This is a genomic window from Bradyrhizobium sp. ERR14 (assembly GCF_014198235.1).
Classification (GTDB): domain Bacteria; phylum Pseudomonadota; class Alphaproteobacteria; order Rhizobiales; family Xanthobacteraceae; genus Bradyrhizobium.
Map to the genome: position 1 here is coordinate 121957 of NZ_JACIHD010000015.1, position 23124 is coordinate 145080.

20 protein-coding genes and 1 pseudogene are annotated in these 23124 nt (G+C 59.4%); all 21 read right to left on the reverse strand.

The genetic code is table 11. The features are described 5' to 3' along the window. Nucleotides 1-6: 6 nt before the first annotated feature. The 21 genes and pseudogenes from nifE to cybH all read right to left on the reverse strand — a co-directional run bounded on the left by nifE (nucleotide 7) and on the right by cybH (nucleotide 23122). Nucleotides 7-1653, reverse strand: coding sequence for a nitrogenase iron-molybdenum cofactor biosynthesis protein NifE (gene nifE, locus GGD62_RS30295; protein WP_183257939.1), 1647 nt, complete (start codon nucleotides 1651-1653; stop codon nucleotides 7-9). Nucleotides 1654-1750: 97 nt separating this feature from the next. Further along, nucleotides 1751-3307, reverse strand: coding sequence for a nitrogenase molybdenum-iron protein subunit beta (gene nifK / locus GGD62_RS30300; RefSeq protein ID WP_104461849.1), 1557 nt, complete (start codon nucleotides 3305-3307; stop codon nucleotides 1751-1753). A gap of 66 nt (nucleotides 3308-3373) precedes the next feature. After that, nucleotides 3374-4876, reverse strand: a complete 1503-nt coding sequence (nifD, locus tag GGD62_RS30305; protein WP_183711852.1) for a nitrogenase molybdenum-iron protein alpha chain — start codon at nucleotides 4874-4876, stop codon at nucleotides 3374-3376. A gap of 447 nt (nucleotides 4877-5323) precedes the next feature. Next, entirely contained in the window at nucleotides 5324-6571 is a 1248-nt protein-coding gene (locus tag GGD62_RS30310; protein WP_183711805.1) for a cysteine desulfurase, read from the reverse strand. Next, a complete protein-coding gene (gene sufD, locus GGD62_RS30315; RefSeq protein WP_183711807.1) occupies nucleotides 6568-7890 on the reverse strand; it encodes a Fe-S cluster assembly protein SufD in 1323 nt (440 codons plus the stop codon). The genes GGD62_RS30310 and sufD overlap by 4 nt, the downstream gene beginning before the upstream one ends. Nucleotides 7891-7909: 19 nt before the next feature. Further along, a complete protein-coding gene (gene sufC / locus GGD62_RS30320) occupies nucleotides 7910-8662 on the reverse strand; it encodes a Fe-S cluster assembly ATPase SufC (protein WP_183711809.1) in 753 nt (250 codons plus the stop codon). 64 nt (nucleotides 8663-8726) lie between these two features. Beyond that, a complete protein-coding gene (sufB, locus tag GGD62_RS30325; protein ID WP_183711811.1) occupies nucleotides 8727-10223 on the reverse strand; it encodes a Fe-S cluster assembly protein SufB in 1497 nt (498 codons plus the stop codon). A gap of 194 nt (nucleotides 10224-10417) precedes the next feature. Then, a complete protein-coding gene (locus GGD62_RS30330) occupies nucleotides 10418-10612 on the reverse strand; it encodes a 4Fe-4S binding protein (protein ID WP_091956552.1) in 195 nt (64 codons plus the stop codon). Between the two features lie 751 nt (nucleotides 10613-11363). Then, entirely contained in the window at nucleotides 11364-12476 is a 1113-nt protein-coding gene (gene ald / locus GGD62_RS30335; protein ID WP_183711813.1) for an alanine dehydrogenase, read from the reverse strand. Nucleotides 12477-12862: 386 nt separating this feature from the next. After that, a complete protein-coding gene (gene hypE, locus GGD62_RS30340) occupies nucleotides 12863-13909 on the reverse strand; it encodes a hydrogenase expression/formation protein HypE (protein WP_183711815.1) in 1047 nt (348 codons plus the stop codon). Beyond that, entirely contained in the window at nucleotides 13906-15048 is a 1143-nt protein-coding gene (gene hypD, locus GGD62_RS30345) for a hydrogenase formation protein HypD (protein WP_183711817.1), read from the reverse strand. Before hypD ends, hypE begins: the two co-directional genes overlap by 4 nt. Further along, nucleotides 15045-15221: a HypC/HybG/HupF family hydrogenase formation chaperone gene (locus GGD62_RS30350; protein ID WP_312014118.1), complete on the reverse strand. Its 177-nt coding sequence runs from the start codon at nucleotides 15219-15221 to the stop codon at nucleotides 15045-15047. The genes hypD and GGD62_RS30350 overlap by 4 nt, the downstream gene beginning before the upstream one ends. A 58-nt stretch (nucleotides 15222-15279) precedes the next feature. Beyond that, nucleotides 15280-17535 (reverse strand): carbamoyltransferase HypF, encoded by a 2256-nt coding sequence (gene hypF, locus GGD62_RS30355; RefSeq protein ID WP_183711819.1) that lies wholly within the window; start codon nucleotides 17533-17535, stop codon nucleotides 15280-15282. Continuing rightward, nucleotides 17532-18491 (reverse strand): hydrogenase nickel incorporation protein HypB, encoded by a 960-nt coding sequence (gene hypB, locus GGD62_RS30360; RefSeq protein WP_246800355.1) that lies wholly within the window; start codon nucleotides 18489-18491, stop codon nucleotides 17532-17534. The genes hypF and hypB overlap by 4 nt, the downstream gene beginning before the upstream one ends. After that, complete coding sequence (hypA, locus tag GGD62_RS30365; RefSeq protein ID WP_183257947.1) at nucleotides 18491-18832, reverse strand: hydrogenase maturation nickel metallochaperone HypA; 342 nt, start codon at nucleotides 18830-18832, stop codon at nucleotides 18491-18493. The genes hypB and hypA overlap by 1 nt, the downstream gene beginning before the upstream one ends. Beyond that, nucleotides 18825-19919: a nickel-dependent hydrogenase large subunit gene (locus GGD62_RS30370; RefSeq protein WP_183711821.1), complete on the reverse strand. Its 1095-nt coding sequence runs from the start codon at nucleotides 19917-19919 to the stop codon at nucleotides 18825-18827. Before GGD62_RS30370 ends, hypA begins: the two co-directional genes overlap by 8 nt. A gap of 100 nt (nucleotides 19920-20019) precedes the next feature. Next, the gene (locus GGD62_RS30375) at nucleotides 20020-20883 is read right to left on the reverse strand and encodes a hydrogenase expression/formation protein (protein WP_183711823.1); all 864 of its coding nucleotides are present in this window, start codon (nucleotides 20881-20883) and stop codon (nucleotides 20020-20022) included. After that, a complete protein-coding gene (locus tag GGD62_RS30380; protein WP_183711825.1) occupies nucleotides 20880-21326 on the reverse strand; it encodes a hypothetical protein in 447 nt (148 codons plus the stop codon). Before GGD62_RS30380 ends, GGD62_RS30375 begins: the two co-directional genes overlap by 4 nt. 189 nt (nucleotides 21327-21515) lie before the next feature. Continuing rightward, a complete protein-coding gene (locus tag GGD62_RS30385; protein ID WP_104461859.1) occupies nucleotides 21516-21806 on the reverse strand; it encodes a HypC/HybG/HupF family hydrogenase formation chaperone in 291 nt (96 codons plus the stop codon). Between the two features lie 16 nt (nucleotides 21807-21822). Beyond that, nucleotides 21823-22401 carry a HyaD/HybD family hydrogenase maturation endopeptidase gene (locus GGD62_RS30390; protein WP_183711827.1) on the reverse strand — a complete coding sequence of 193 codons (579 nt, stop codon included), beginning with the start codon at nucleotides 22399-22401 and terminating at the stop codon, nucleotides 21823-21825. Further along, nucleotides 22395-23122: pseudogene (gene cybH, locus GGD62_RS30395) on the reverse strand (Ni/Fe-hydrogenase, b-type cytochrome subunit). Before cybH ends, GGD62_RS30390 begins: the two are co-directional and overlap by 7 nt. Between the last annotated feature and the right edge of the window lie 2 nt (nucleotides 23123-23124).

Consider the following 23124-nt stretch of genomic DNA (forward strand, 5'->3'; position numbering starts at 1 on the left):
GCCTCCCTACTCTGCGGCCTGTCGCATGGCAGACGGCTCGGACACCAAGATTCCTTCGATGCGACTCTGGCAGCAGCCACCGACCGCATTGGTATGCTCTCTCACCGCTGCGACGCTCCTCAGGCCGTGCGCGTATATTGCATCCTCAATCGTGCCCAGATCGACCGTGTTACACACGCAGATCTTCCTCGCGCGGCGCGCGGTTTCGGCAAGCGCCGGATCGCAGGCGATCGCCGCCACCGGCGATTGCATCTGCTCCAGCGCCTTGGCCAATGCCTGCCATGGTGCCGGTCGACGTAGCTGCTCCCACATCGGACTGGAGAGCGACTTATCGATTTCCTCCACCAGCTTGACCATTCCGACATAGCCCATATAGGCGTGGCAACGCTCCTGGTTGATATCGAGCCAGGGCATCGCCGCTTTCAGCGCGACGAACTGCGACTTGCCGCCCGATAGCATGATGTCCGCTTTTGCGTCCTTCAACATCTTATACATTTCGCGCGGCGTCATGTCCTCAATCATGTGGGCATCCTGCCCCATCAGCTCCTTGATGCGCTCCTTGTCTTTCCTGGTTGATTTCTTGATGCTGGTTCCGACTAACTCAAGCCCGGCTTCCTGGAGTGCCGCAACGACCGACCATGACTTGACGCCGCCGGTAATCAACAAGGCCTTCTTGCCTTCAAATCGGGGCTTGTACGGCTTGATCGCAGCCCAGGCCCACGCTTCCTCGCGCGCGATCACCGCTTCGGTGCGTCCGAGCAGATCTGTCGGCGCGCCGCGTTCAACCAATAAGCGGGCAAGCTGACGCAGTGATTCGCTCGAATCTTGAATACCGTAGAACGACCCCTCGAAGAACGGGATCCCGTAGCGCTGCTCCATCTTGCGTGCGACGTTCATCATGGACTTTGAGCACACCAACATCGCCGCCCGCGCGCGATGAGATGAAGCGACTTCGCAATACTTGCCATCGCCGGAGATACAGGAAAGAATCCGTACTCCAAGCTCGTCCAGCAATGGCTTCACTTGCCAGAGCTCTCCCGAAAGGTTGTATTCCCCGATCAGGTTGATATCGTACGGGGTGGTGTGGTCCGGCTCTTGCGTCCCGATCACATAATCGAGCAACGCCTCGCCGGCGAGCTTGTTACCGAGGTTCTTCGAGCCGACGAAGCCCGGGGAATTGATCGGGATCACCGGCTTTGCGAACCTTTGAGATGCTGCCTTACAGACTGCGTGGATGTCGTCGCCGATCATCGCCGGGATGCAGGTTTGATAGACGAAGATGGCGGGCGGGTCGCACTTGTCGATGATCTCCTTGATCGCTTTGTAGAGCCGCTTCTCGCCTCCGAATACAATATCGGTTTCGCTCAAATCGGTTGTGAACGCGGTGCGCCACAGATTCGAGCCTGACGACGCCGCGCCGCGATTGTCCCAGGAATTACCTTCGCACGCGATCGGACCATGCACCAAGTGAGCGACATCGGTGAACGGCTGCAGCGCAACCTTCGCGCCATCGAAAGCACAGCCCCCGGCAGCGCTACCCGGCTGCAGTTGTTTTGTGCAGCCCCTCTTGCGTTCAGCCTCCGGCTTACTGCCGTTCTTGGCGCAGCCCGGCTCGTCGAAAACATTCTGGACCGTGGCCGCTAGTGAACTCATCCCTTTTTCCTCTCAGCGCAAATTAATTGCATGGTCAACCGTCGTGTGCTTGTGCCATCCTCGGGTGCTCGGGCGATGGCACGCGCACGGTCGCTCATCAACGAATGATGTCGAAGCTGTAATCAGTTTTGCCAAGAACGTTTGTCTTCTTGTCGATCTCATCGAAGATCTTGTCCAGGATCTTCACCAGCACATTCAGGCCACCCTGATAGCCCCATAGAGGGGAGCGGTGATGGTGATGCCGATCAAAAACCGGAAAGCCGATGCGGATCAGTGGCGTTCCTGTATCGCGCTCCAGATACTTGCCATAGGTGTTGCCAATCAGAAAATCGACTGGCTCGGTGAACAGGAGTGAGCGCATGTGCCAGAGGTCTCGGCCGGGATAGGCTTGGCACCCTTGCCCAAATGGCGAGCTTGCAAGCAGCACCTGCATTTTTTCGTGCCAGGCCTTGTTGCCGTTGGTGGACAGCACATGTGTCGGTTCGGCGCCGAGTTCGAGCAGAAACGCAGCCAACCCATAGCAAAGATCCGGATCGCCATAGATCGCGAACTTCTTGCCATGGATATGCGCACTGGAGTCAGCGATGGCGTCGACTAGGCGGCCACGTTCTCGCGCGAGTTGCTCGGGAATCTCCTTGCCGCTGATGCGTGACAGCGCCACGATAAAGTCATCCGTTGCGGATAAGCCCACCGGGTAGTTGAAGGAGACGACCTCCTGCCCATGCCCAGCCACGAATGGCAGCGTTTTTTCGGTGCACCACTGCTGCATGGAGATTGTCGCCTTGGCGTGAACCGCGTTGGCCGCATCTTCCAGCGTCGTGCCGCCGTCATACATCCGGAATTCGCCGTCGGTCGGAGTATCGAAGACTTCAGAATTATCCGCGAGAATCGTGTGCTGGATGCCCATCAACGCCAAGATGCGCTTGATCTCGCGAAGGTTTCCGACGGTATAGCCATCGAACCCACCGATGATGTTGATCGCCCCGTTCTGCTTGCGCTTCAGCTTCGGCGCTGTTCCGGCTTTACCGTCCCAAAAATGCTCCAGAATGCCCTTGAGCGCATTGTCATAACCGGTGACGTGGCTGCCGACGAACGCCGGGGTATGGGCGAATGGCACATCGAAGTTCGCCGGAACCGAGCCTTTTTCTTTCGACGTCTTGATGAAGGCGTTGAGGTCATCGCCGATCACCTCGGCCATGCAGGTCGTAGAGACCGCAATCATCTTGGGCTTGTACATGTTATAGCTGTTCGCGAGCCCGTCGATCATGTTGTTCAGCCCGCCGAATACGGCAGCGTCCTCCGTCATCGACGAAGAGACGCAGGAAGAAGGCTCCTTGAAGTGCCGCGACAGATGGCTGCGGTAATAAGCCACGCAGCCTTGCGAGCCGTGGACGAAGGGCAGCGTGCCCTCAAAGCCAACAGAGGCGAACACGGCGCCAAGCGGCTGGCAGGCCTTCGCCGGATTTACCGCTAGCGCCTCCCGCGCAAAGTTCTTTTCCCGATATTCGGCCGTTTTCGTCCATTCCTTGATACGTTCGACCTCGGCAGGATCGCGAGGATTCTCGAATATCTTCTTCTTGGCCAGCATCTGCTGGTATTCTGGACCGCGGAAAAGTTCGAGATGATCGAGCACGTGTTCGGCACTCTGCGCCATTGTTGAAATCCTTCACTATCGAGATTGGTATCGCCCCGGCTTTCCCAGAGAGCGAGATGAGTTGCTTTATTCTGCAGCCAGAAGTTTGGCCCTTGAAGCTTCCTTCCAGGGGGCCCTCGTTTTCTTCCAGATCGGCGAGTTGACGGCCATGTCCATGTCGCGCGCAAAGATCGCAAAGCCGTCATAGCCGTGATATGGACCCGAATAGTCCCAGGAGTGCATCTGCCGGAACGGCACACCCATCTTTTGGAAAACGTATTTTTCCTTGATGCCCGAGCCGACAAGGTCAGGCTGGAGCTGCTCGACGAAGCGCTCGAACTCATAGCCATTGACGTCATCGTAGATGAGCGTGCTGTCCTTTACGTAGTGCTGAGCTGTGCGCTGATAGTCGTCGTTGTGACCGAACTCGTATCCAGTGCCAATGACTTCCATCCCGAGGTCCTCGTATGCGCCAATCACATGACGGGGACGGAGCCCGCCGACGTACAGCATCACCGTCTTGCCCTCCAGGCGCGGGCGATATTTCGCAATCACGGCGTTCACCAGCGGTTTGTACTTTTCAATCACCCGCTCGGCGCCTTCCTTGATCTTGTCGTCGAAATAGCCCGCAATCTTGCGCAGCGACTCTGCGATCTTGGAAGGTCCGAAGAAGTTGTACTCGCACCAGGGGATACCGAACTTCTCTTCCATGTGGCGTGAGATGTAGTTCATGGAACGGTAGCAATGCAGAATGTTGAGCTTTGCTTTCGGCGTTGCCTCGAGCTCAGCCAGTGAACCGTCGCCGGACCACTGCGCGATCACCCGCAGGCCCATCTCCTCTAGTAGAATTCGTGATGACCAGGCGTCGCCGCCGATATTGTAGTCTCCGATGATCGCCACATCGTACGGCGTCGGCTCAAACTTCGGTTTACCATCGGACTCGAGCTGATCGAAAATCCAATCGCGCACCGCGTCGTTGGCAATGTGATGGCCTAGTGACTGCGACACGCCCCGAAAGCCCTCACAACGGACCGGCACGATGGTCTTGCCGCCATATTCCTTGGACTTCGCTCTCGACACGGCCTCGATGTCGTCACCGATCAATCCGATCGGGCATTCCGATTGAATCGTGATGCCGTTGTTGAGCGGAAACAGCTCCTGGATTTCGTCAAGAATTTTGACCAGCTTTTTGTCGCCACCGAATACGATATCCTTTTCCTGGAAGTCGGAGGTGAACTGCAGGGTCACGAAGCTATCGATGCCCGTCGTGCCAACGTAATAATTGCGTCGCGAGCCCCACGAATACTGACCGCAGCCTACCGGGCCATGGCTGATATGGACCATGTCCTTGATCGGTCCCCAGACCACCCCCTTTGACCCTGCATAAGCGCAGCCTCTGATCGTCATCACGCCAGGTATGGATTTGATGTTGGACTTCACCCCGCAATCTGACTTGCCGGCTTGGTGAACGTTGAGGTGCTTGGCACGCCGTTTCGCGGTTTTCTCCGGATAGACCTTCAGCACCTCCTCGATCAGCTCTTTGTTGCGAGCCCTGATTTCTGCGATGCTCTGGGTCGTGGCGAGACTCATCTGATGTCCTTCAAAGGTTAGCTGTTGCGAGGGCGGCGTCTTGAGCAAGACTTTTGCAACCAGCATGCCAGCGCCTCGCGAGCACCAAAAACACAGCAATCAAAATCGCTTAGCGCACCTGGTGCGGTGACAGGGGGTGTTGTTACGAACCCGACATCAGGCTTTGAGCAGAGAACGCTTGGTTTGGCCCTGTTCGAAATGGAACAAGGGCTGGCTACCTGTAAAATCGACCGCCCAATTCTCGAGGGCGTCCGATCGCAGTACTCTGCGCTCGCCGAAGGCGGCCGTACAGGAAGGCCGGCTCGCCGACAAAGGCTTGCCAATGCTATTTATGCTTGCTGAGATCTACAGGTGCTTACCTGCTGTGATGTCGATGAGGTGCATGACCTCATCCTCCAGACCTCAATTCGAGCTATCTCGCCACCTGGACGTCGTAGGCCCGCCGAATTACGAGAACAGCTGCCGCGCCTTGATAAGCGCCCGCACGAGCACATCAATTTCTTCATGTGTATTGTAAAGTCCAAGGGACGCACGGCACGTCGCCAGCATGCCAAATCGCTTGAGCAGCGGCATCGCACAGTGGGCCCCCGCCCGCATAGCTACACCGGCGCGGTCGACGACGGTGGCAATATCATGCGCATGCGCACCCTCCATATCAAAGGAAATGATCGGACCCTTCTCGGCCGGGCTTCCGATCAAGCGCACGAAGTTGATGTCCGCCAGCTTCTCCTGCGCGTAAGCGAGCAGTACGCTCTCGTGCCTGCGGATCTGCACCTTGCCTATCGAATTGATGTAATCGATAGCCGCCCCTAAACCGATGGCTTCGACGATCGGCGGCGTACCCGCTTCGAACCGGTGTGGCGGATCACCATAAATGACGCCGGAACGCGAGACCTCGCGGATCATCTCCCCGCCGCCATTGAAGGGCGGCATCGATCCTAGATGCTCAGACTTGCCGTAAAGCACACCGATGCCAGTCGGACCATAGAGTTTGTGGCCCGTCATGACGTAGAAATCGCAATCAATATCGCAGACGTCCGCGCCCAGATGGACGCAAGCTTGCGAGCCGTCGACCAGCACCGGGATACCACGAGCATGCGCGATCCTCACCACGTCTTTCGCCGGCAACACCGTGCCGAGCACGTTCGACATTTGTGTGATTGCAACCATCTTGGTGCGCGGGGTCAGCAGTCGCTCAAGATCATCGAGTAAGAAGTTTCCGTCATCATCCACTGGCGCCCATTTGATCACTGCACCGAATCGTTCCCTGAGAAGGTGCCATGGCACAATGTTGGAGTGGTGTTCCATAATCGAGAGAACGGTCTCATCACCCGGGGTAATGCGCTCCCGGCCAAAAGTCTGGGCGACCAGATTGATTGCCTCCGTGGCGCTCCGAGTGAAGATGATCTCTTCGTTTAAACGCGCGTTCACGAACCGCGCCACTTTGGTACGGGCACCTTCATACGCCTCGGTCGCCGCGTTAGCGAGGTAGTGCAAGCCGCGATGAACGTTGGCGTATTCGCTGGAGTAAACCTGCATCATACGGTCAAGCACCGCGTTGGGCTTTTGCGCGGATGCAGCGTTATCGAGGTAAACAAGCGGCTTGCCGTACACCGTCATGGCGAGCGCGGGAAAGTCCGTACGCAGACGGTTGACCTCGTAACTACCATTGCTCACGGCGGGATGTGCGCTCATCGCCCCGCCTGCAGCCAGTGTTCAGCTTGCCATGTCACAAAATCGCGCAGTTTCTCGGAAGTGATCTCCTCAATCGATTCGCCAAAAAACGCTTTGATCAGCAACATCTGCGCGTCCTTCTCGGATAGCCCCCGAGCGCGCAGATAGAATACGAGAGTGTCGTCCAGCGCGCCCGATGTCGCTCCGTGGCCGCAGGTCACGTCGTCAGCCAAGATTTCAAGTTCGGGCTTATTGTCGGCCTCGGCCTGGTCGGATAGAAGCAACGCTCGCGTCGTCAGGGTGGCGTTCGTCTTCCGGGCGGCGGGACGAATGACGATCCGGCCCTGAAACACCGAGCGGCCGCAATCGTCGACGACCGCGCGGAACTTCTCCCGACTGGTGCAATGTGGCACGGCGTGGTCGACCACGATCGTTGTGTCGGCGTGCAGCTTGTCCCTGATGAGATTAACCCCATTCGCCGAGACCTTGGTTCCTTCGCCGGCCAGCGTGATGAATCCCTGATAGCGGCTGATGGAGCCGCTGCAGGTCATGCTGAAGAGGTCGAGCTTAGCCCTGGCGCCCACTGCGATGATCGCCGACGAGATGTTTACGGCGTCAGAGGCATCGGCTGCCACGCGGATATGCGAAAGGCTCGCCTCGTCACCAACCAGGACGATTATCGCATCATTGGCTTGATAGCCGCTCGCGCCTTCAGCCGGGACGAAACTTTCCACGATGGCCGCATGCGCTCCTTTACCAAGCTGTAGATACGAGCGTGTAAAGGTGGACACCGACACTCCGGTTGCGACGTGAACGATTTGAATTGGACGCTTCACCGCCTTGCCGTCGGCGACCGTAATCACCAGGCCATCTGTCGCCATTGCGGCGTTGAGTGAGATAGCGGAGTCGCTCGTCGTGGACAGCACCAGACCTGCCATGTCGCCAGGCGTCGAATTCTCCAGAACCTCTCGCAGCGACCGCACAACAACTTCATTTTCCAACCTGCCGAGATCGGATAGCTCCGGCGCGAATATGCCATCCACCAAAACCAGTTTGACCGCCTGCTCGGCAGACACTTGCTCGGCCGACACCCTTGCACGCACCAGCGCCTCCGCATCCGGTTGCCGAGCGAGTGGCAGCACCTCGCCGATCAGGGCGCTCAGATCTGTGTATTTCCAGTCCTCCATGCCCCGATGCGGAAGGCCGGTACGCTCGTAGACCTCGAATGCGCTCGCCCGGATTTTGGGGACAAGGCCTGCACCAGGCAGCCGTCCACGCGCCGCAGCGAAAACATTGCCGATTGCGCGTTCGGCGTCGGCTTTGTGCAAAACCTGCTTCATCGGGGAATTCCTAGAGCCGTCAGGCCGCGTCTTCGAATTGTGCGTAGCCAGAAGCCTCGAGCTCCAGCGCGAGTTCCTTGCCGCCACTCTTCGTGATCCGCCCTTTCGACATCACGTGCACAACGTCTGGCACGATATGGTCGAGCAGCCGCCGATAGTGCGTGATTATGATCATCGCTCGTTCTAGCGAACGCAAGGCGTTGATGCCGCTGGCGACGATACGCAGCGCGTCGATGTCGAGGCCGGAATCGATCTCGTCAAGGATGCACAGACTCGGCTCGACCAACGCCATCTGCAAAATTTCGTTGCGCTTCTTCTCGCCGCCGGAGAAGCCGACATTGATGCCGCGCTTGAGCATGTCTTGGGGAATGTTGAGCGAACGGGCCACCTCGCGGACTCTTTTCAGAAATTCGGGGATAGAGAATTCCTGTTGGTCGCGCGCCTTGCGCTGGGCGTTCAGTGCCGCCCGGAGGAAGTTCATGGTGGTCACGCCGGGGATCTCGACCGGATACTGGAATGCCAGGAACACGCCCTTGGCGGCGCGTTCATTTGGCTCCATCCGCAACAGGTTCTCGCCCCTGAACAGGATTTGTCCGCCGGTAATCTCATAACCGGGCTTGCCGGCGATAACATGCGAGAGCGTCGACTTGCCGGACCCGTTCGGCCCCATGATCGCGTGCACCTCACCCGCATCGACATTAAGATCGAGGCCGCGAATAACTTCGCGGTCTTCGACACCAACATGCAAATCTCGGATTTCGAGTAGCGCCATTCTGATCTGATCCCTGAAATGTCATCTGGCGAGCTGCATTCGAGGGGGCTCGCGGGAGGTTTGGTTATCCGACAGATCCGTCGAGCGAGATCGAGATTAGCTTCTGCGCCTCCACTGTGAACTCCATCGGCAGTTTTTGCAGAACTTGCTTGACGAAGCCGTTGACGACGAGGCCGACTGCCTCCTCCTGCGAAAGACCGCGCTGGATGCAGTAGAACAGCACGTCCTCGGAGATCTTTGAGGTGGTCGCCTCGTGCTCGAACGTCGCGGACGAGTTCTTTGCCTCGATGTACGGCACGGTGTGCGCGCCGCATTTATCGCCGATCAACAGGGAATCGCAGGCGGTGAAGTTGCGCGCGCCGGTCGCTTTCCGGTGCGCGGTGACGAGACCGCGGTAGGTGTTCTGCGATTTGCCGGCGGCGATACCCTTCGAGATGATGCGGCTCGACGTGTTCTTGCCGAGATGGATCATCTTGGTGCCGCTATCGACCTGCTGGAAGCCGTTTGAGATCGCGATCGAGTAGAATTCGCCGCGCGAATTGTCGCCGCGGAGAATGCAGCTCGGATACTTCCAGGTGATCGCCGAACCCGTTTCGACCTGGGTCCAGGAGATCTTCGAACGGCTGCCGCGGCAGTCGCCACGCTTGGTGACGAAATTGTAGATGCCGCCCTTGCCTTCCGAATTGCCCGGATACCAGTTCTGTACCGTCGAATATTTGATCTCGGCGTCGTCATGCGCGACGAGCTCGACCACGGCGGCATGCAGCTGATTCTCGTCGCGCTGCGGCGCGGTGCAGCCTTCGAGATAGGAGACGTAGGAGCCCTTGTCGGCGATGATCAGCGTGCGCTCGAACTGGCCAGTGTTGCGCTCGTTGATGCGGAAATAGGTCGACAGCTCCATCGGGCAGCGCACGCCCGGCGGCACGTAGACGAACGAGCCGTCGGAGAACACCGCCGAGTTTAGCGTCGCATAGAAATTGTCCGAGGTCGGAACCACCGATCCCAGATATTTCTGCACCAGCTCGGGATGCTCGCGGATCGCTTCCGAGATCGGCATGAAGATCACGCCGGCCTTCTTCAGCTCCGCCTTGAAGGTGGTCGCAACCGAGACCGAGTCGAAGACAGCATCGACCGCGATCTTGCGGCGCGCGGGATCTTCCTCGCCCGGCTTGGGTTCCACACCTTCGAGCATGGCGACTTCCCGCAAGGGGATGCCGAGCTTCTCGTAGGTTTTCAGGATCTCCGGATCGATTTCGTCCAGCGAGGTGACCGTCTTCTTCGGCTTCGGCGCCGCATAGTAATAGAGGTCCTGGAAGTCAATCTTGGGATAATCGACGCGTGCCCAGGTCGGCTCGGTCATGGTCAACCAGCGCCGATAGGCCTCGAGCCGCCACTGGAGCATCCAGTCGGGTTCGTTCTTCTTCTGCGAAATGAATTTTACGATCTCTTCCGACAGACCCTTCGGGGCCTTCTCGGTGTCGATCAGGGTCTCAAACCCATAACGATACTGGTCGACGTCGATGCGCTTCACGCGCTCGACCGTCTCTTGTACGGCTACCATTGCCCGCTCCACTCGCGCAACGACAACTCCCGCTGGCGAGGATTCCGCCACAATCTATCTGAGCGGATCGCACAAATTGCCGCCGACTCGGGGTCAGCGAGTGAGAGAAATAGAAGACGGATCCAAAAGGCGGCGGCGGTCGATCGCGTTTTGATCATGTCTCGTGCCGGAGCCCCTCTCATCGGCTACTCCACCTACGCCGGCACGCAGGTATCGGGCACCGGACAAACGACGGCGCATTGCGGCGCGTCAAAGTGCCCCTCACATTGAGTACACTGGGTCGGATTGATCACATATATGTCGTTCTTCAGGTTGATCGCGGCATTTGGACATTCGAACTCGCATGCACCGCAGACGGTGCACTGGGATGCGATTATCTTGTAGGCCATCACTGCGATTCCATGAGCGAAAGTTGCGGGACAGTTTCTTGCTTTCAAGTCTTGTGCCAGACAGTTTAACTTGATTTTGTCTGGGCTATTTTCGAGAACGCAAGTCGCCGTCTCGACACGGTGTCGCAAATCCTACACCGCGCATGACAATAGCTTGAGCTCGATGCCGTGGTTTGCGCATGGTTGATCTCACGGCAGTCAGTGATCAGGTGAACCGCGTTCGCCAGCCTCAGGGAACGATCTCCGATCCTTGCTAAAGCCGCTGTGCCGCGGCGATGGATGCGCCGCGCGACTTCAAAAATTTCTCCGCCGGTGTGTCAGGTCGACCCCGAGCCGCATCTTGGTGGTTCCACTCACCGGGACAGCGGCGGCTTCGGCGACAGTACCACGGTAAACAACCCGCGCAGTCATCACCGGCCCGGTTGGCGTCTCCACAGCTAGTCAGAATCGCGGCGATCGGGCCAGACAAAGTCGCTTCGGTGGTCGCGGGTCCCCAGCGGACCCGCAGGACGCATTCCCGATTGCGTTGGATTACCTGGCAAAACCGGCATTCATATGCGCTGTATGGACCGAAAGTACATTGTCTCGCATCGTGCGGGGACTGAAGCCAGGCCTTCGTCTGGTGATCCTCCGCTTCGCTCCACGTTCGAAATAAATGCCGGCGCCGGTCAGCAGATCGATGGAGCCGAAAAAAAGCCACCCCGAAGGGTGGCTTAAGTCAGGGAGGAAACGCCCATGAGGGCCTCTGGGATCAGGCCGCAGCCTGTTCGATCGGTGAGAAGGGCAGCCCGAGGCTTTCGGCGACCGCTTCGTAAGTTAGCCGGCCCCGATGGACGTTGAGGCCTGCGCGCAAATGCGGATTGTCGAGCACGGCGGAAAAGCCCTTGTCGGCCAGAGCCAAACCAAACGGCAGCGTCGCGTTGTTCAGTGCCTGGCTCGAGGTCAGCGGCACGGCACCGGGCATATTGGCCACGCAATAATGAATGATGCCATCCACTTCGTAAGTAGGATCAGCGTGAGTGGTTGGGTGCGATGTCTCAAAGCAGCCGCCCTGATCGATAGCGACGTCGACGAGCACCGCCCTCTTGCGCATCGAGCTCAGCATGCTCCGGCGGACCAGCTTCGGCGCGCTCGCACCTGGAACGAGCACCGCACCAATCACCACATCCGCCGCAAATACCTCTTCCTCCACAGAGCCGATAGTCGAAAACCTGGTGCGAGCGCGTCCTTCGAATAGCTCGTCCAGCTCGCGGAGCCGGAGTATCGAACGGTCGATGATGGTCACCTCTGCGCCCAGACCAACCGCCATGCGTGCCGCGTGCGTACCAACGACGCCACCTCCGATCACCACGATTCTGGCAGGCTGAACACCGGGCACCCCACCGATCAACAGCCCTCGTCCGCCTGCACTCCGCTTCAGGGCGCCGCCCGCCGCTTCGATCGCAAGCCTACCCGCGACCTCGCTCATCGGCGCCAGCAGCGGAAGACCACCATGCGGATCAGTTACGGTCTCGTAGGCGATCGCAGTGCATCCAGATTTCAGGAGGCCCTTGGCCTGATCCGGGTCGGGGGCCAGATGCAGATAAGTGAACAGGATCTGATCTTCCCGCAGCTGACACCATTCGGACGGCTGAGGTTCCTTAACCTTTACGATCATCTCGCTCGATGCGAATACCTCGGCTGCGGAAGTTAGAATCGTTCCGCCAACATTGCGATAATCGTCATCGGTTGCACCAATACCAGCGCCGGCATTTGTCTCGATCATCACGCGGTGGCCCGCTACCACGTATTCGCGGACAGCTCCCGGGGTAAGGCCCACGCGATATTCGTGCGCCTTGATTTCCTTGGGGACTCCGACCTTCATTTTGAAAACTCCCTGCCTGGAGGGCCTTTCTAATCGGAAGCGAGCAGCGATATTGCGACGCAGCCGTCGAAATGGCGCAGAAATTCAACGATATTTGACAAGCTTCGCAGGATTTCAAACCCACGGGTGCCGAGCGATCGTGTGACCATGCTCGTTGAGCTTAACCGTCGGAACTGCGCGATGGCGATGAATTGTCTCGAATTGCGTTCTCGGTCCGTGGAAAAGCTAACAACCGAAATTCAGCACGCCTAAAGGGCGAAATCGCAGTCTGGCGGTTGGGCAGATTGCCCATAGAAGGGATCTCTTTTAGAGCTAATGGGTGATGGCTCATGACGATTGATCATAAACTTGGTTTGCAAAAACTGGATGATGCGCAGCGTGTTAAGTTAACAGATCCGAGGCAATTGTTCGCCCCACAACCAGTCGACGACTCGTCGACCGCCGAAACTGGTCGCCATCTGCACAAATTTCCGATTGTCAGCCACTGCTTCGCCGATATCAGCTGCGTCGGACCCGAGCGGGTGCGCCTTCATGGCTGCAAGCACGGCATCGGCCAAATCAGGCGCGATGATCGCAACGAGCTTGCCTTCGTTGGCGACATGGATCGGATCGAGTCCAAGGAGTTCGCAGGTAGCCGCAACCGCCGGCTTCACCGGAATGGATGCTTCCTGCAGACGGAACCCGAGCTCGGATTGATGCGCAATCTCGTTCAGGGTCGCGGCAAGCCCACCGCGCGTGGGGTCGCGCATCACCCGGATGCCGCTACCGCCGGCGGCAACCATGACCTCTACGAGGTTATGCAACGCTGCGGAATCCGAGACGACCTCGGTTTGAAAAACGACGTTCTGGCGTTTTGACATGATCGCCACCCCATGATCGCCGACGCTACCGGAGACCAGCACACGGTCCCCGACCCTAGCCTTGTCGGCGGAGAGATCGAGCCCATCGGCCACAATCCCGATCCCTGTCGTAGAGATGAACAGACCATCCGCCTTGCCGCGTTCGACGACCTTGGTGTCTCCGGCAATGATGTAAACGCCGGCACTGCGCGCTGCCGCGCCCATGGAATCCGAGATCGTCTTCAGATCAGAAAACGGGAAGCCCTCCTCGATGATAAAACTGGCCGACAGATAGAGGGGACGCGCGCCGGACATGGCGACATCATTGATCGTGCCGTGCACAGCCAGTGACCCGATATTGCCGCCGGGAAAGAACAGCGGCGAGACCACATAGCCGTCGGTCGTCATCACCATCCTGCCTGCCGCAACGTCAAAGGCCGACTGATCATTGCAGCGGGCGAGCCATTCATTACCAAAGGCTTGGTGAAAAAGGCCGGAGATCAGCTGTGCCATGGCACGGCCCCCGGATCCGTGGGAAAGATCAACGCGTCCGTTCTCGACGTCGAGCTTGCGTTGGTAACCCTTTACACTCATGACGTCCGCCTCAACGGTTCATCGCGAACTCGGCCATAGGTCCAATAGGCCGCACAAGCGCCTTCCGATGATACCATGCAGGACCCTATGGGAGTTTCTGGCGTGCAGACGGTTCCAAACAGCTTACACTCGACCGGCCGCTTGGCGCCACGCAGGATGGCGCAGCACTCGCACGCCGGATTGTCTGCGACACGCAGATCGTGGATCGCAAAACGCGACTCAGCGTCGAAGTGCGCGTAAGCCCGTTTCAGCTTCAGTCCGCTGTTGGGTACGAGTCCGAGCCCACGCCATTCAAACTGCTCGCGCAGGTCGAATATCTGCGATACCTCGTCCTTGGCGCGCCGATTGCCTTCACGCGTCACCGCCCGACTGTATTGGTTCTCCACCTCGTAGCGGTTTTCGTTCACCTGCCGCACCAGCATCAGAATCGCCTGCATCACATCGAGCGGTTCAAATCCCGCGATCACGATCGGCTTGCCAAATTGTTCTGCCAGGGGCTCGTAAGGCTGCGTACCGATAATGGTGCTAACATGTGCAGGCCCGATGAAGCCGTCAATTGGAACCCCGCCGGTGTCGCGAATTTTGGGGTTCTCGAGAATGCTCTGCATCGCAGAGGGTGTAAGCACGTGGTTGCAGAACACACTGAGGCCCTTCAGCCGGTTCTTCTCAGCAATTCGGATCATCACCGCGGTCGGGGGCGTCGTGGTCTCAAATCCGATGGCAAAGAAGACCACCTCGCGGCTCGGCGCCTGTTCGGCGAGCCGGATAGCGTCGAGGGTCGAGTAGACCATCCGAATGTCGGCGCCGAGCGCTTTAGCTCGCAACAGGGACTGTCCTTGCGACCCAGGCGCGCGCATCAGGTCACCGTAGACGCACAGAGTGACCTCCGGTCGATCGACAAGCCGGACCGCCATGTCGATTCGACTGGCGGGCAGAACGCAGACGGGACAACCGGGCCCATGGATCATGCGGACGTTCGCGGGCAGCAGATCCTCCAGGCCATAACGGGAGATCGCATGAGTGTGCCCGCCGCAGAATTCCATGAACCGATAAGCTCTTTGCGAACTAACCTCGGCGCCAATCGCACGCGCAATTCCCTGCGCGATGGCCTTGTCGCGAAACTCGTCGGCATATTTCATGATCGGCGTTCCCCTGCGCTGCCTAGCTCCTGCAGCAGCTCCAGCGTGCGCTTGGCTTCCATCGGATCGATCTTGGCCAGCGCATAGCCGACATGGACAAGGACGCAATCGCCGACCTCGAGCTCGTCGACGAGAGCGATCGATATCTCCAGGCTGATGCCATCGATGGACACTATGGCCACGTCGTTGGGAAGAATTTTCGCAATCTTTGCCGGAACTGAAAGACACATATCAGGCTGTTCCTACCCTGGCGGACGAGTGTTGAGCTATCTGCAGGGCGGCAATCCAGGCCTGGCCAAGGCTCAAACCGCCATCATTGGGCGGCACCCGCCGTGGCAGGAGCGGGGTAAGGCCGGCAGCGCTGCAACCGCGCGGGATTTCGTCCGCCAGCACCGCGTTCAGGAAGCAGCCGCCGCTCAGAACGACCGTATCAACGCCCGTTGTCCGCGCGGACCGCGTGACCCAGTCGACGCAGGCGGCGGCGAAGGTGCCCTGAAACAGCCCGGCTCCGCCCACCGCGTCAATGTCATTTGCAATCAAGCGCGCAAACAGAGGACGAAGCGAGAGCTCGCCGCCATCGATCGTCCAGCCGGCTTCGAGAATCGCGGTCCGCCGCGCTAGCGCCTCGAGCTTCATCGCCGCTTCGCCCTCATAGCTCTGCAAACTCGCAATCCCCAGCAGCGCCGCTGCCGCGTCGAACAACCGGCCCGCACTGGTCGTGGTGGCCCCGCCCGGCTGTTCGAGCAAGGCCGACACACATCCAGCCTGCCGTTGCGCCGCAAAGCGCGGCCCGATTTCGTTACCCCGGCCGAGCTCATGTAATACTGCGCTGGCCATGCGCCACGGCTCGCGGGCTGCACGATCTCCACCAGGCATTTGCAGGGGCGCTAAGTGCCCGATGCGTCGGCACCTCGTCCCTTCGCACAACAATAGCTCGCCACCCCAATTACCGCCCTCGGAGCCAAGGCCATGGCCATCGAGCACCAGGGCAAGCGCAGGTCCCGTATGGCCATGCTCGGCGATCACTGCGGCAGCGTGTGCGTGGTGATGCTGGACAGCGACCAGCGCGCGGCCATTTGCTTCCGCAAACCGGGTAGAAGCCATATCGGGATGCAGATCGTGGGCGATGGCGACAGGCTCCACATCGAGGCTCGATGTGAGGTGTCGGACCGTCTCCTCGAACGCACGGATGCCTTCGGCCGTATCCAGATCGCCAATATGCTGAGAGACGAACGCTTGGTTGTCCCGCGTGATGGTGACGGTCGATTTCAGTGCGCCGCCGACGGCGAGTACGGGCGGCACAGACATCACAAGCCTGATCGGTTCGGGAACATAGCCACGGGCACGACGAATGAATTGCGGCCGGCCAGCCACGACCGACACCACGGAGTCATCAGCACGCGTCACTATATCGCGATCATGGGTCACGATAAGGTCGGAGATCCCCTTGAGCCGCCCCAGCGCCTGCGCGTTGTCGATCAGGAGCGGTTCGCCGCAACGATTGGCACTGGTGGCGACGATAACCGGGCCGGTCCGCTCACATGCTACTGCCGAGCGAAGCGCATGAAGGATGAGGTGATGCAGCGGCGCTACTGGCAGCATAACACCCACGCGCGATAAGCCAGGAGCTATGGCGGGCGCTAAATTGTTGCGCGAAGGCAGAAGGACGATGGGGCGTGCTACGGATTCGAGCAGCGCAAGCTCTGGCGCGTTCGCCTCCGCGATGTCGCTGACGCGCTCTATGGAATCTACCATAACCGCGAACGGCTTCTGAAGGCGCTGCTTTCTCCTGCGCAAACGCTGCACCGCGTCCTGGTTACGCGCATCGCAAAGAAGCTGGTATCCCCCGAGCCCCTTGATCGCCACGATTTGTCCCCCCGCGATTGCCGCGACGATGGTGCTGATCCCATGGCTGAGCCGAGGCCCGCATGTCGGACACGCGATCGCCTCCGCATGAAACCTGCGGCTCGCCGGATCGGCATATTCGGCCGCGCAGGCTGCGCACAGCCTAAAAGCCCTCATCACGGTGTTGCGCCGGTCGTACGGCAGCCGTTTGGCGATGGTGTAGCGTGGGCCGCAATGGCAGCAACTGATGAAGGGGTAAAGGTAATGCCGATTTTCTGGATCGAACAGCTCGCTGAGGCATTGCTGGCAGGCAGCAGCATCAGCGACGATCTGCGTTGACAATTTGCCGCCTTCGCTCGTGCCGATCGAAAAGCCTTTCGCCGCGAGCGCCGCAGTCTCCCGAACGCAGATATCGTCGATGCGTGCCAATGGAGGCGCCTCGAGCGGCAACGTGGCGACAAACTCCAACGCACGTTGGCCCTCGACCTCGATCGTAACGCCTTCGGGGCCATTGATGACAAATCCCGCCAATCCGTAGCGCATGGCGAGTCCATAGACGTAAGGACGAAAGCCGACCCCTTGCACGGCCCCACTCACGCGCACGCGCAGCCGCGTTTGGTCGCAGGTGGTTGGAGCGCTCATCTCCTTATGTCCTCTAGGGCGCGCCTCTGATGCCCCGCCTGTCTATCGATCCAGGCGTAGAGCGCATCAAAACCCTCACCCGTACGAGCCGAAACTACAAGCACGTCGATCTTTGGATTGACTCGTCTAGCGTATTCGATCGTCTTGCCCAAATCGAACTCAAGCAGCGGGCCCAGATCAATCTTGTTGATCACCATAAGCGAAGAAGCGGCAAACATGTCAGGATATTTGAGCGGCTTGTCTTCACCTTCGGTAATCGACAGCACTACGATCTTGCAGGCCTCGCCAAGATCGAAGGCTGCGGGACAGATCAGATTACCGACGTTCTCGATGAAGAGAATACCACCCGTGAGCAGCGGCAAGCGGCGATAAGCCTCGCCAATCATCGCAGCGTCGAGATGGCAACCCTTGCCGGTGTTGACTTGAATGGCTGGCACGCCGGCGGCCCGAATGCGTTCGGCATCGTTCGAGGTCTGCTGGTCGCCTTCGATGACCCCGACCGGCCGACTACGCTTGAGCTCAGACACCCCGCGGACGAGCAGCGTCGTTTTACCTGCACCGGGACTGGACAAAAGATTAAATACAAGCAGGTCATCGGCGACGAAGAGCGCGCGGTTGTCCGCCGCAATCCCATTATTCTTGCCAAGAATATCGCGCCCAATCTGGATGACCCGCTTTCTGCCTATGCCCGCGACCTCCAAGCCAGCCGGCCCGGCGCCGCCGCTCAGAAGCGTCTGCCCACCGTGAGTCTGGTGATGGGCAGAGCGACGATGGCGACTATGACTATCGCCAGCATGGTTTGAACGCTGCGGGCCTTGGTCCTCATGCTGATGGGCACAATAGCGATCGCAATCGTTCTGCACATGGGCATCGGATCGCTCATGGCTCTTCGCATCATGCGCCTTGGCGCGTTTGCTCGGCGGTGGCTCTTTGGTGCAGCCGCAAACGGTACACATCAATCGATCTCCAGCTCTTTCACGCGCATCTGTTCGCCCGCGGTTACCTGCAACTGATAGCTGCCGCAGCAAGGACAGCATTCACCACGTCGCGCAATCTCGACGCTCTTTGAACAGCTCATGCACCAGGCAACGCCTGGCAGTTCGACGATATTAAGGACTGCACCCTCGGCAACTGTCCGCCTCGCAATGACCGCAAAGCAGAACCTGATCGCTTCAGGCGCGGCATGACTCAGCGCTCCCATCTCTAGACAGACGCTCCGCACCCGCGAAAGCGATCGGTGACGTACCTCCTCCTCGACGATTTGAATGATGCCAAGACAAATCGCCATTTCATGCATCGCCAACTTCGCGAAAATTGAGTGTGAACCCGACGCACGGATCGAGCGATGCAATCACGGCATCGACTGCATCCCGACGTCGCCTATCCGTCAGCACCGCGCCCTGCAGGCTGCGGACAAGCGGTCCGCGCGGGTGGAAATTCCACTCCGTCGGCGCAAGGAATTCGAAGAGCGATATCCGGCCCTGAGGATCAAGCTCAACCGCGTGGTACAGACGCCCTCTGGCGCATTCGACCGCGGCCGCCGCACGGCCGGGCCCTAACTTATATCTTTCGATAATCCCATGCTCCGCCGAGTCAATCTGAGCACCGGCCTTGAGCCAGGCACATAACCGGAGGGCTTCGGCAATTCTGGCCCTCAGCCGCTCGGCCGCACCGGAGGGGCTCGGCGAGAGCCGATCACGCGTCATTTGGCGCGCCCATGGGCCCGTCTCGGGCACCTGGCCGTCAATATCTGGACAATAGCAAAATGTCGTGCCATCCACGAGCAGCCGTTTAATGATGTTGAGGTCGTCAGCAACGGACAGGAACGAGTGCTCCGCCGGAATTGACTTCAGGCCGATCTCATCAAGCCTTGCAATGCGAAGCGCCAATGGGCTACCGGACCTCACTGCGCCCCCCTCATTCGACATGCCGAGCGCGTTCAGCGCAGCCACGATCCGCACTGTTGCCTCGCATTGAGCTGAGCTCCAGGCTGGCTGTGCGCTACCGACAAGCGCTGACATTCCCCGCATAAGAGAGCGGATTGCCGCCGCACTGGCGATGTCTTGCGCAAGATGTCCGACAAACACGCCCCGTAGCAACTCCGCGATGCGCTCGATAACGATAAGCGCAATACGATGCTGTTTTGTCGTACGGGTGATCACTTCGTCGCGCGCCGTCTCGACCGCGGACAGCAGTGCAGTTTGCTGCGCAGCGGCACACAACGCGAAGAGCCGCGGCAGCACCTTGAGCAGCAACGAGGCCTGTTTGCCAGCGAACAACCGCTCCAGCGGCGGCCGGACTCGTGGCAGGATCTCGATCGCGGCGACTACGTCGGCAGCTACCGATACGGTTACATCGATTTTGTTCTGGGCAGCGAGGCTCATGCGCACCGCTCCGCCAGCATCCTGCGCGAGTTATGCCGGCGATCGCTGCGCCCGCGCCGTCTACGGGGTCCCACCCGACGCCGAACGTTCTGCAAGCTCTTCATGTGAAGTACGCCTTAATAATTTCCTGCATGCGCTCAGCAGAGTCCTGGAAATCCTCGTCGGCAGCCAACGCAACAATCGGAACGCCGCCGACCTCCAGCGTATCAAGGATGATATTGCCCGTAGAACTGAAGAACTGCACCGACCAGACGTTCCTGATCCCGGTCGCCTGCACTCGGCACGTGCTGTAGCCACGGAAGATGAGTTGGACCGGGCCATTGCCCACGCTTTTCTGAAGGAATGCCAGGTCGATAACGCTCATCGGCAGCAAGGTGAGATTGATGACATGCGCGCGCATGCCAAAGCACCAGGCGCGCGCCCGCTCGCGTATCTCGGCGAGCACCGGTCGCACGTTCATCGCGCCGTCCGGCGCCGCGCCGATCGCAAGATCGGCGGACGTCAGGTCAGTTGCGGCGCGCCGGACGATCTGCGGGATCGCTCCGACCTCAAGATATTCGTGCGCCGGCTCGCTCCCGATGCGCACGCGCCAGATTCCCGCAAGCACCGACTCCCGGACTTGCGCCAAGGAGCCATCTGGCAGCGCAACCACGCCGGCGACCTCGCCTTCTCCGAGCACTTCGCCTATCAGCTTGCGCTCGGGATCGGTGAGATTCGCGAGTCCGTACAGTTGTGTCCGAGCGCTGCTTCTCTGGCTGCCAACGGCAGCAGCGGTATTCGATAACAGCGCCATGGCATTCGGATAGTTCCTTGCAAGCTCGTCGCCTTCGCGCCAAGCGCGCTTGGCGAGCGCAGTCGCACTCGTCAACCCGCTATAGAATACATCGAGACGTCCAGAGCCCGTGGCAAGGTTACTCGCTGCCCCGTCGGCGCCGTCGGATACAACGCGGATCGCTGTTTTCATGATGCGATATTCCGTTGGCTGTATCGAGATGCAGTGCACGTGCCGACACAAGCGCAGCCGGCGTGTGGCCGAACCATCGGTACCGAGATGCGATTGATCGTGACCAAACGGACCGGTCTCCTGCCGATCAGGCTGAGTGTATCGTGCCGATGGCACAGGATCGGCGTCGACGGGCCTCGCAGCCCGAGCCACTCAACCAGTACGCCACCTACGCCGCGCTCAGGCACTGTACCTTTCATGCGCCGCCGAAACGCCTTGACGATCTCACGAAGTAAGAATGCGACGTGGATGATCTGGAGCGAATATAGGGGATCGACCGCCGGCAGCGGCATCACGGCCGCCCTCAAGGGAGCGTGCGCGATCGGGCGCGCATCGACGCTGACGCCCTCCACGTCGGACAGAGCGGGCCGCGCCAGACCATGCTGCGTCGGCTGCAACTTCATCACACGCCTTCCTGATCATGTTCGGTTCTGCTAGCAGGGCATTAGCAAGGCGCATGCCAATCACCGCCTGGCCGCGACTCGCGCTCGAACCAACGGGCTCGAAAAGCATGACACTTCGATGCAAGGTTACGTCCGACTGCGATACGATTTGTGAGCAAGCCTGGTCGGCGCAACCGGCGAGCGGAACTGCTAGCGTAGGTGCTCCGGCAATTGCGGCTCATGACCGATCAAATCCGCAAAGAAGCGATCGCAGTCCTGGCCGTTGAGGCTTGCCTCAAGCCCGGCAAGTGCTTCCGAGATCAGCCTTGCTTCATTTTCGTCCAAAAGCCGCACCGCGCTGTCGATATGAACGAGCACCTTGGCGCCGGCCGAGGCGTCGGAGAGCAGCATGACCGAGACGCGGCGCTGTTCATTGCCATACTCGCACAGCGCCGTGATGCCGTCGGTCTCGACAATCGTCATTGGCAAGCCAAGGCACATGGTCAATCGCAGGCCGCTAGATCGGCTGCGCCCCCATCTCATAGTTTGCATGGTCGATATTGTTCGCCAACAGCCGTTCTGAAGCAGGCAGCGGCGCGGTCCGCGGCTTTGCCGGCGAGTCCCATTGCGCCAGGAGTTTGCAAGCCAGCTCAATCGCGGGCGCAATCTGAAGGCGTACCGGGGCGGTCAGCGGACCGCCCCAATGCTCCAGGTCCAGCGGCTGACAACCGATGAGAGCGAGCTCTCGCGGGCGGCGGCCAAGCAGGTCGGCCGCACTCAAGACCTCCTGAAAGCCGGTCTGATGCAGGCTCATCTTCTTGGCGGCGGTAAATTTTGGCACTTCCTCATCTCGCACAAGCTTCAACTGCCCGGGCAGCAATCCATAGTCGATGGCATCGAACACGATCAGGCAATCGGCCTGCTCAAGAAAACTGACGAGGTAGAGACCCTGTGTGCCGCCATCGAGGACGGTTACGTTGTCATCGATGGCGTAGCGGCGATGAAACTCCTCGACCACCCGCACGCCGAATCCCTCATCGGCCCACAGGATATTGCCGATGCCGAGCACCAGGATCCTTTTCTTATGATTCAGCATTCGCTTGCCAGCCAATCGCGGAGCCCGCGCTGACCCGATATCACAGAAGAGATGCTCCGGCGCGACATGAGTCTTCCCGGACCACCGCGTAGATGTGGACCAGCGCGAAGGTCACGATCACCCACAGGCCGAGATGATGCCAAGTATGGACGTCCTGACTGTTCGGCCAAATTGATAATACCCAGCCGAACAGCTTGTGCTGCCAGCTGTCAGTACCAGTACCTTGCCCATAAAGTGCAAAGCCTGTGACGACCATGAACGTGATCGTCTGCGTAAACATGAAGAACATCGCGAGCTGAGCAAGACGGTTGTGCCCGACGCGCCTCTCGGGCTCAACTGTAAGGAACGCATACAAGCGAATCTCGTGGTACACCTCGCGCCAAAAGCACCTGCGCCAGAGCGGCACCCAAAAGATCTGCATGGCATGCGCGTTTCCGATTAACGCCCAGTAGATCCGCAGAAGAAAGCCGATACTGAGCACATATCCCGCCGAGAAATGAGCAAAGCGGATATAGCCGAACAGGAAATTGCCGCTTTCCTCTCCCGACATCGCCGGTGTCCCGGATCCAATGACATAGCCGGTTAAACTCAGCATCAGAATGGCCGCCGCATTAACCCAATGCCACAGTCGCACCGGCGCGTAAGCGATACCAGCGCCGATGCTCCGTTCAGTGGGTTCCGCATCGACGGCGGCAAGGAGCTTTCGAGCTCTGTCCAGCATGT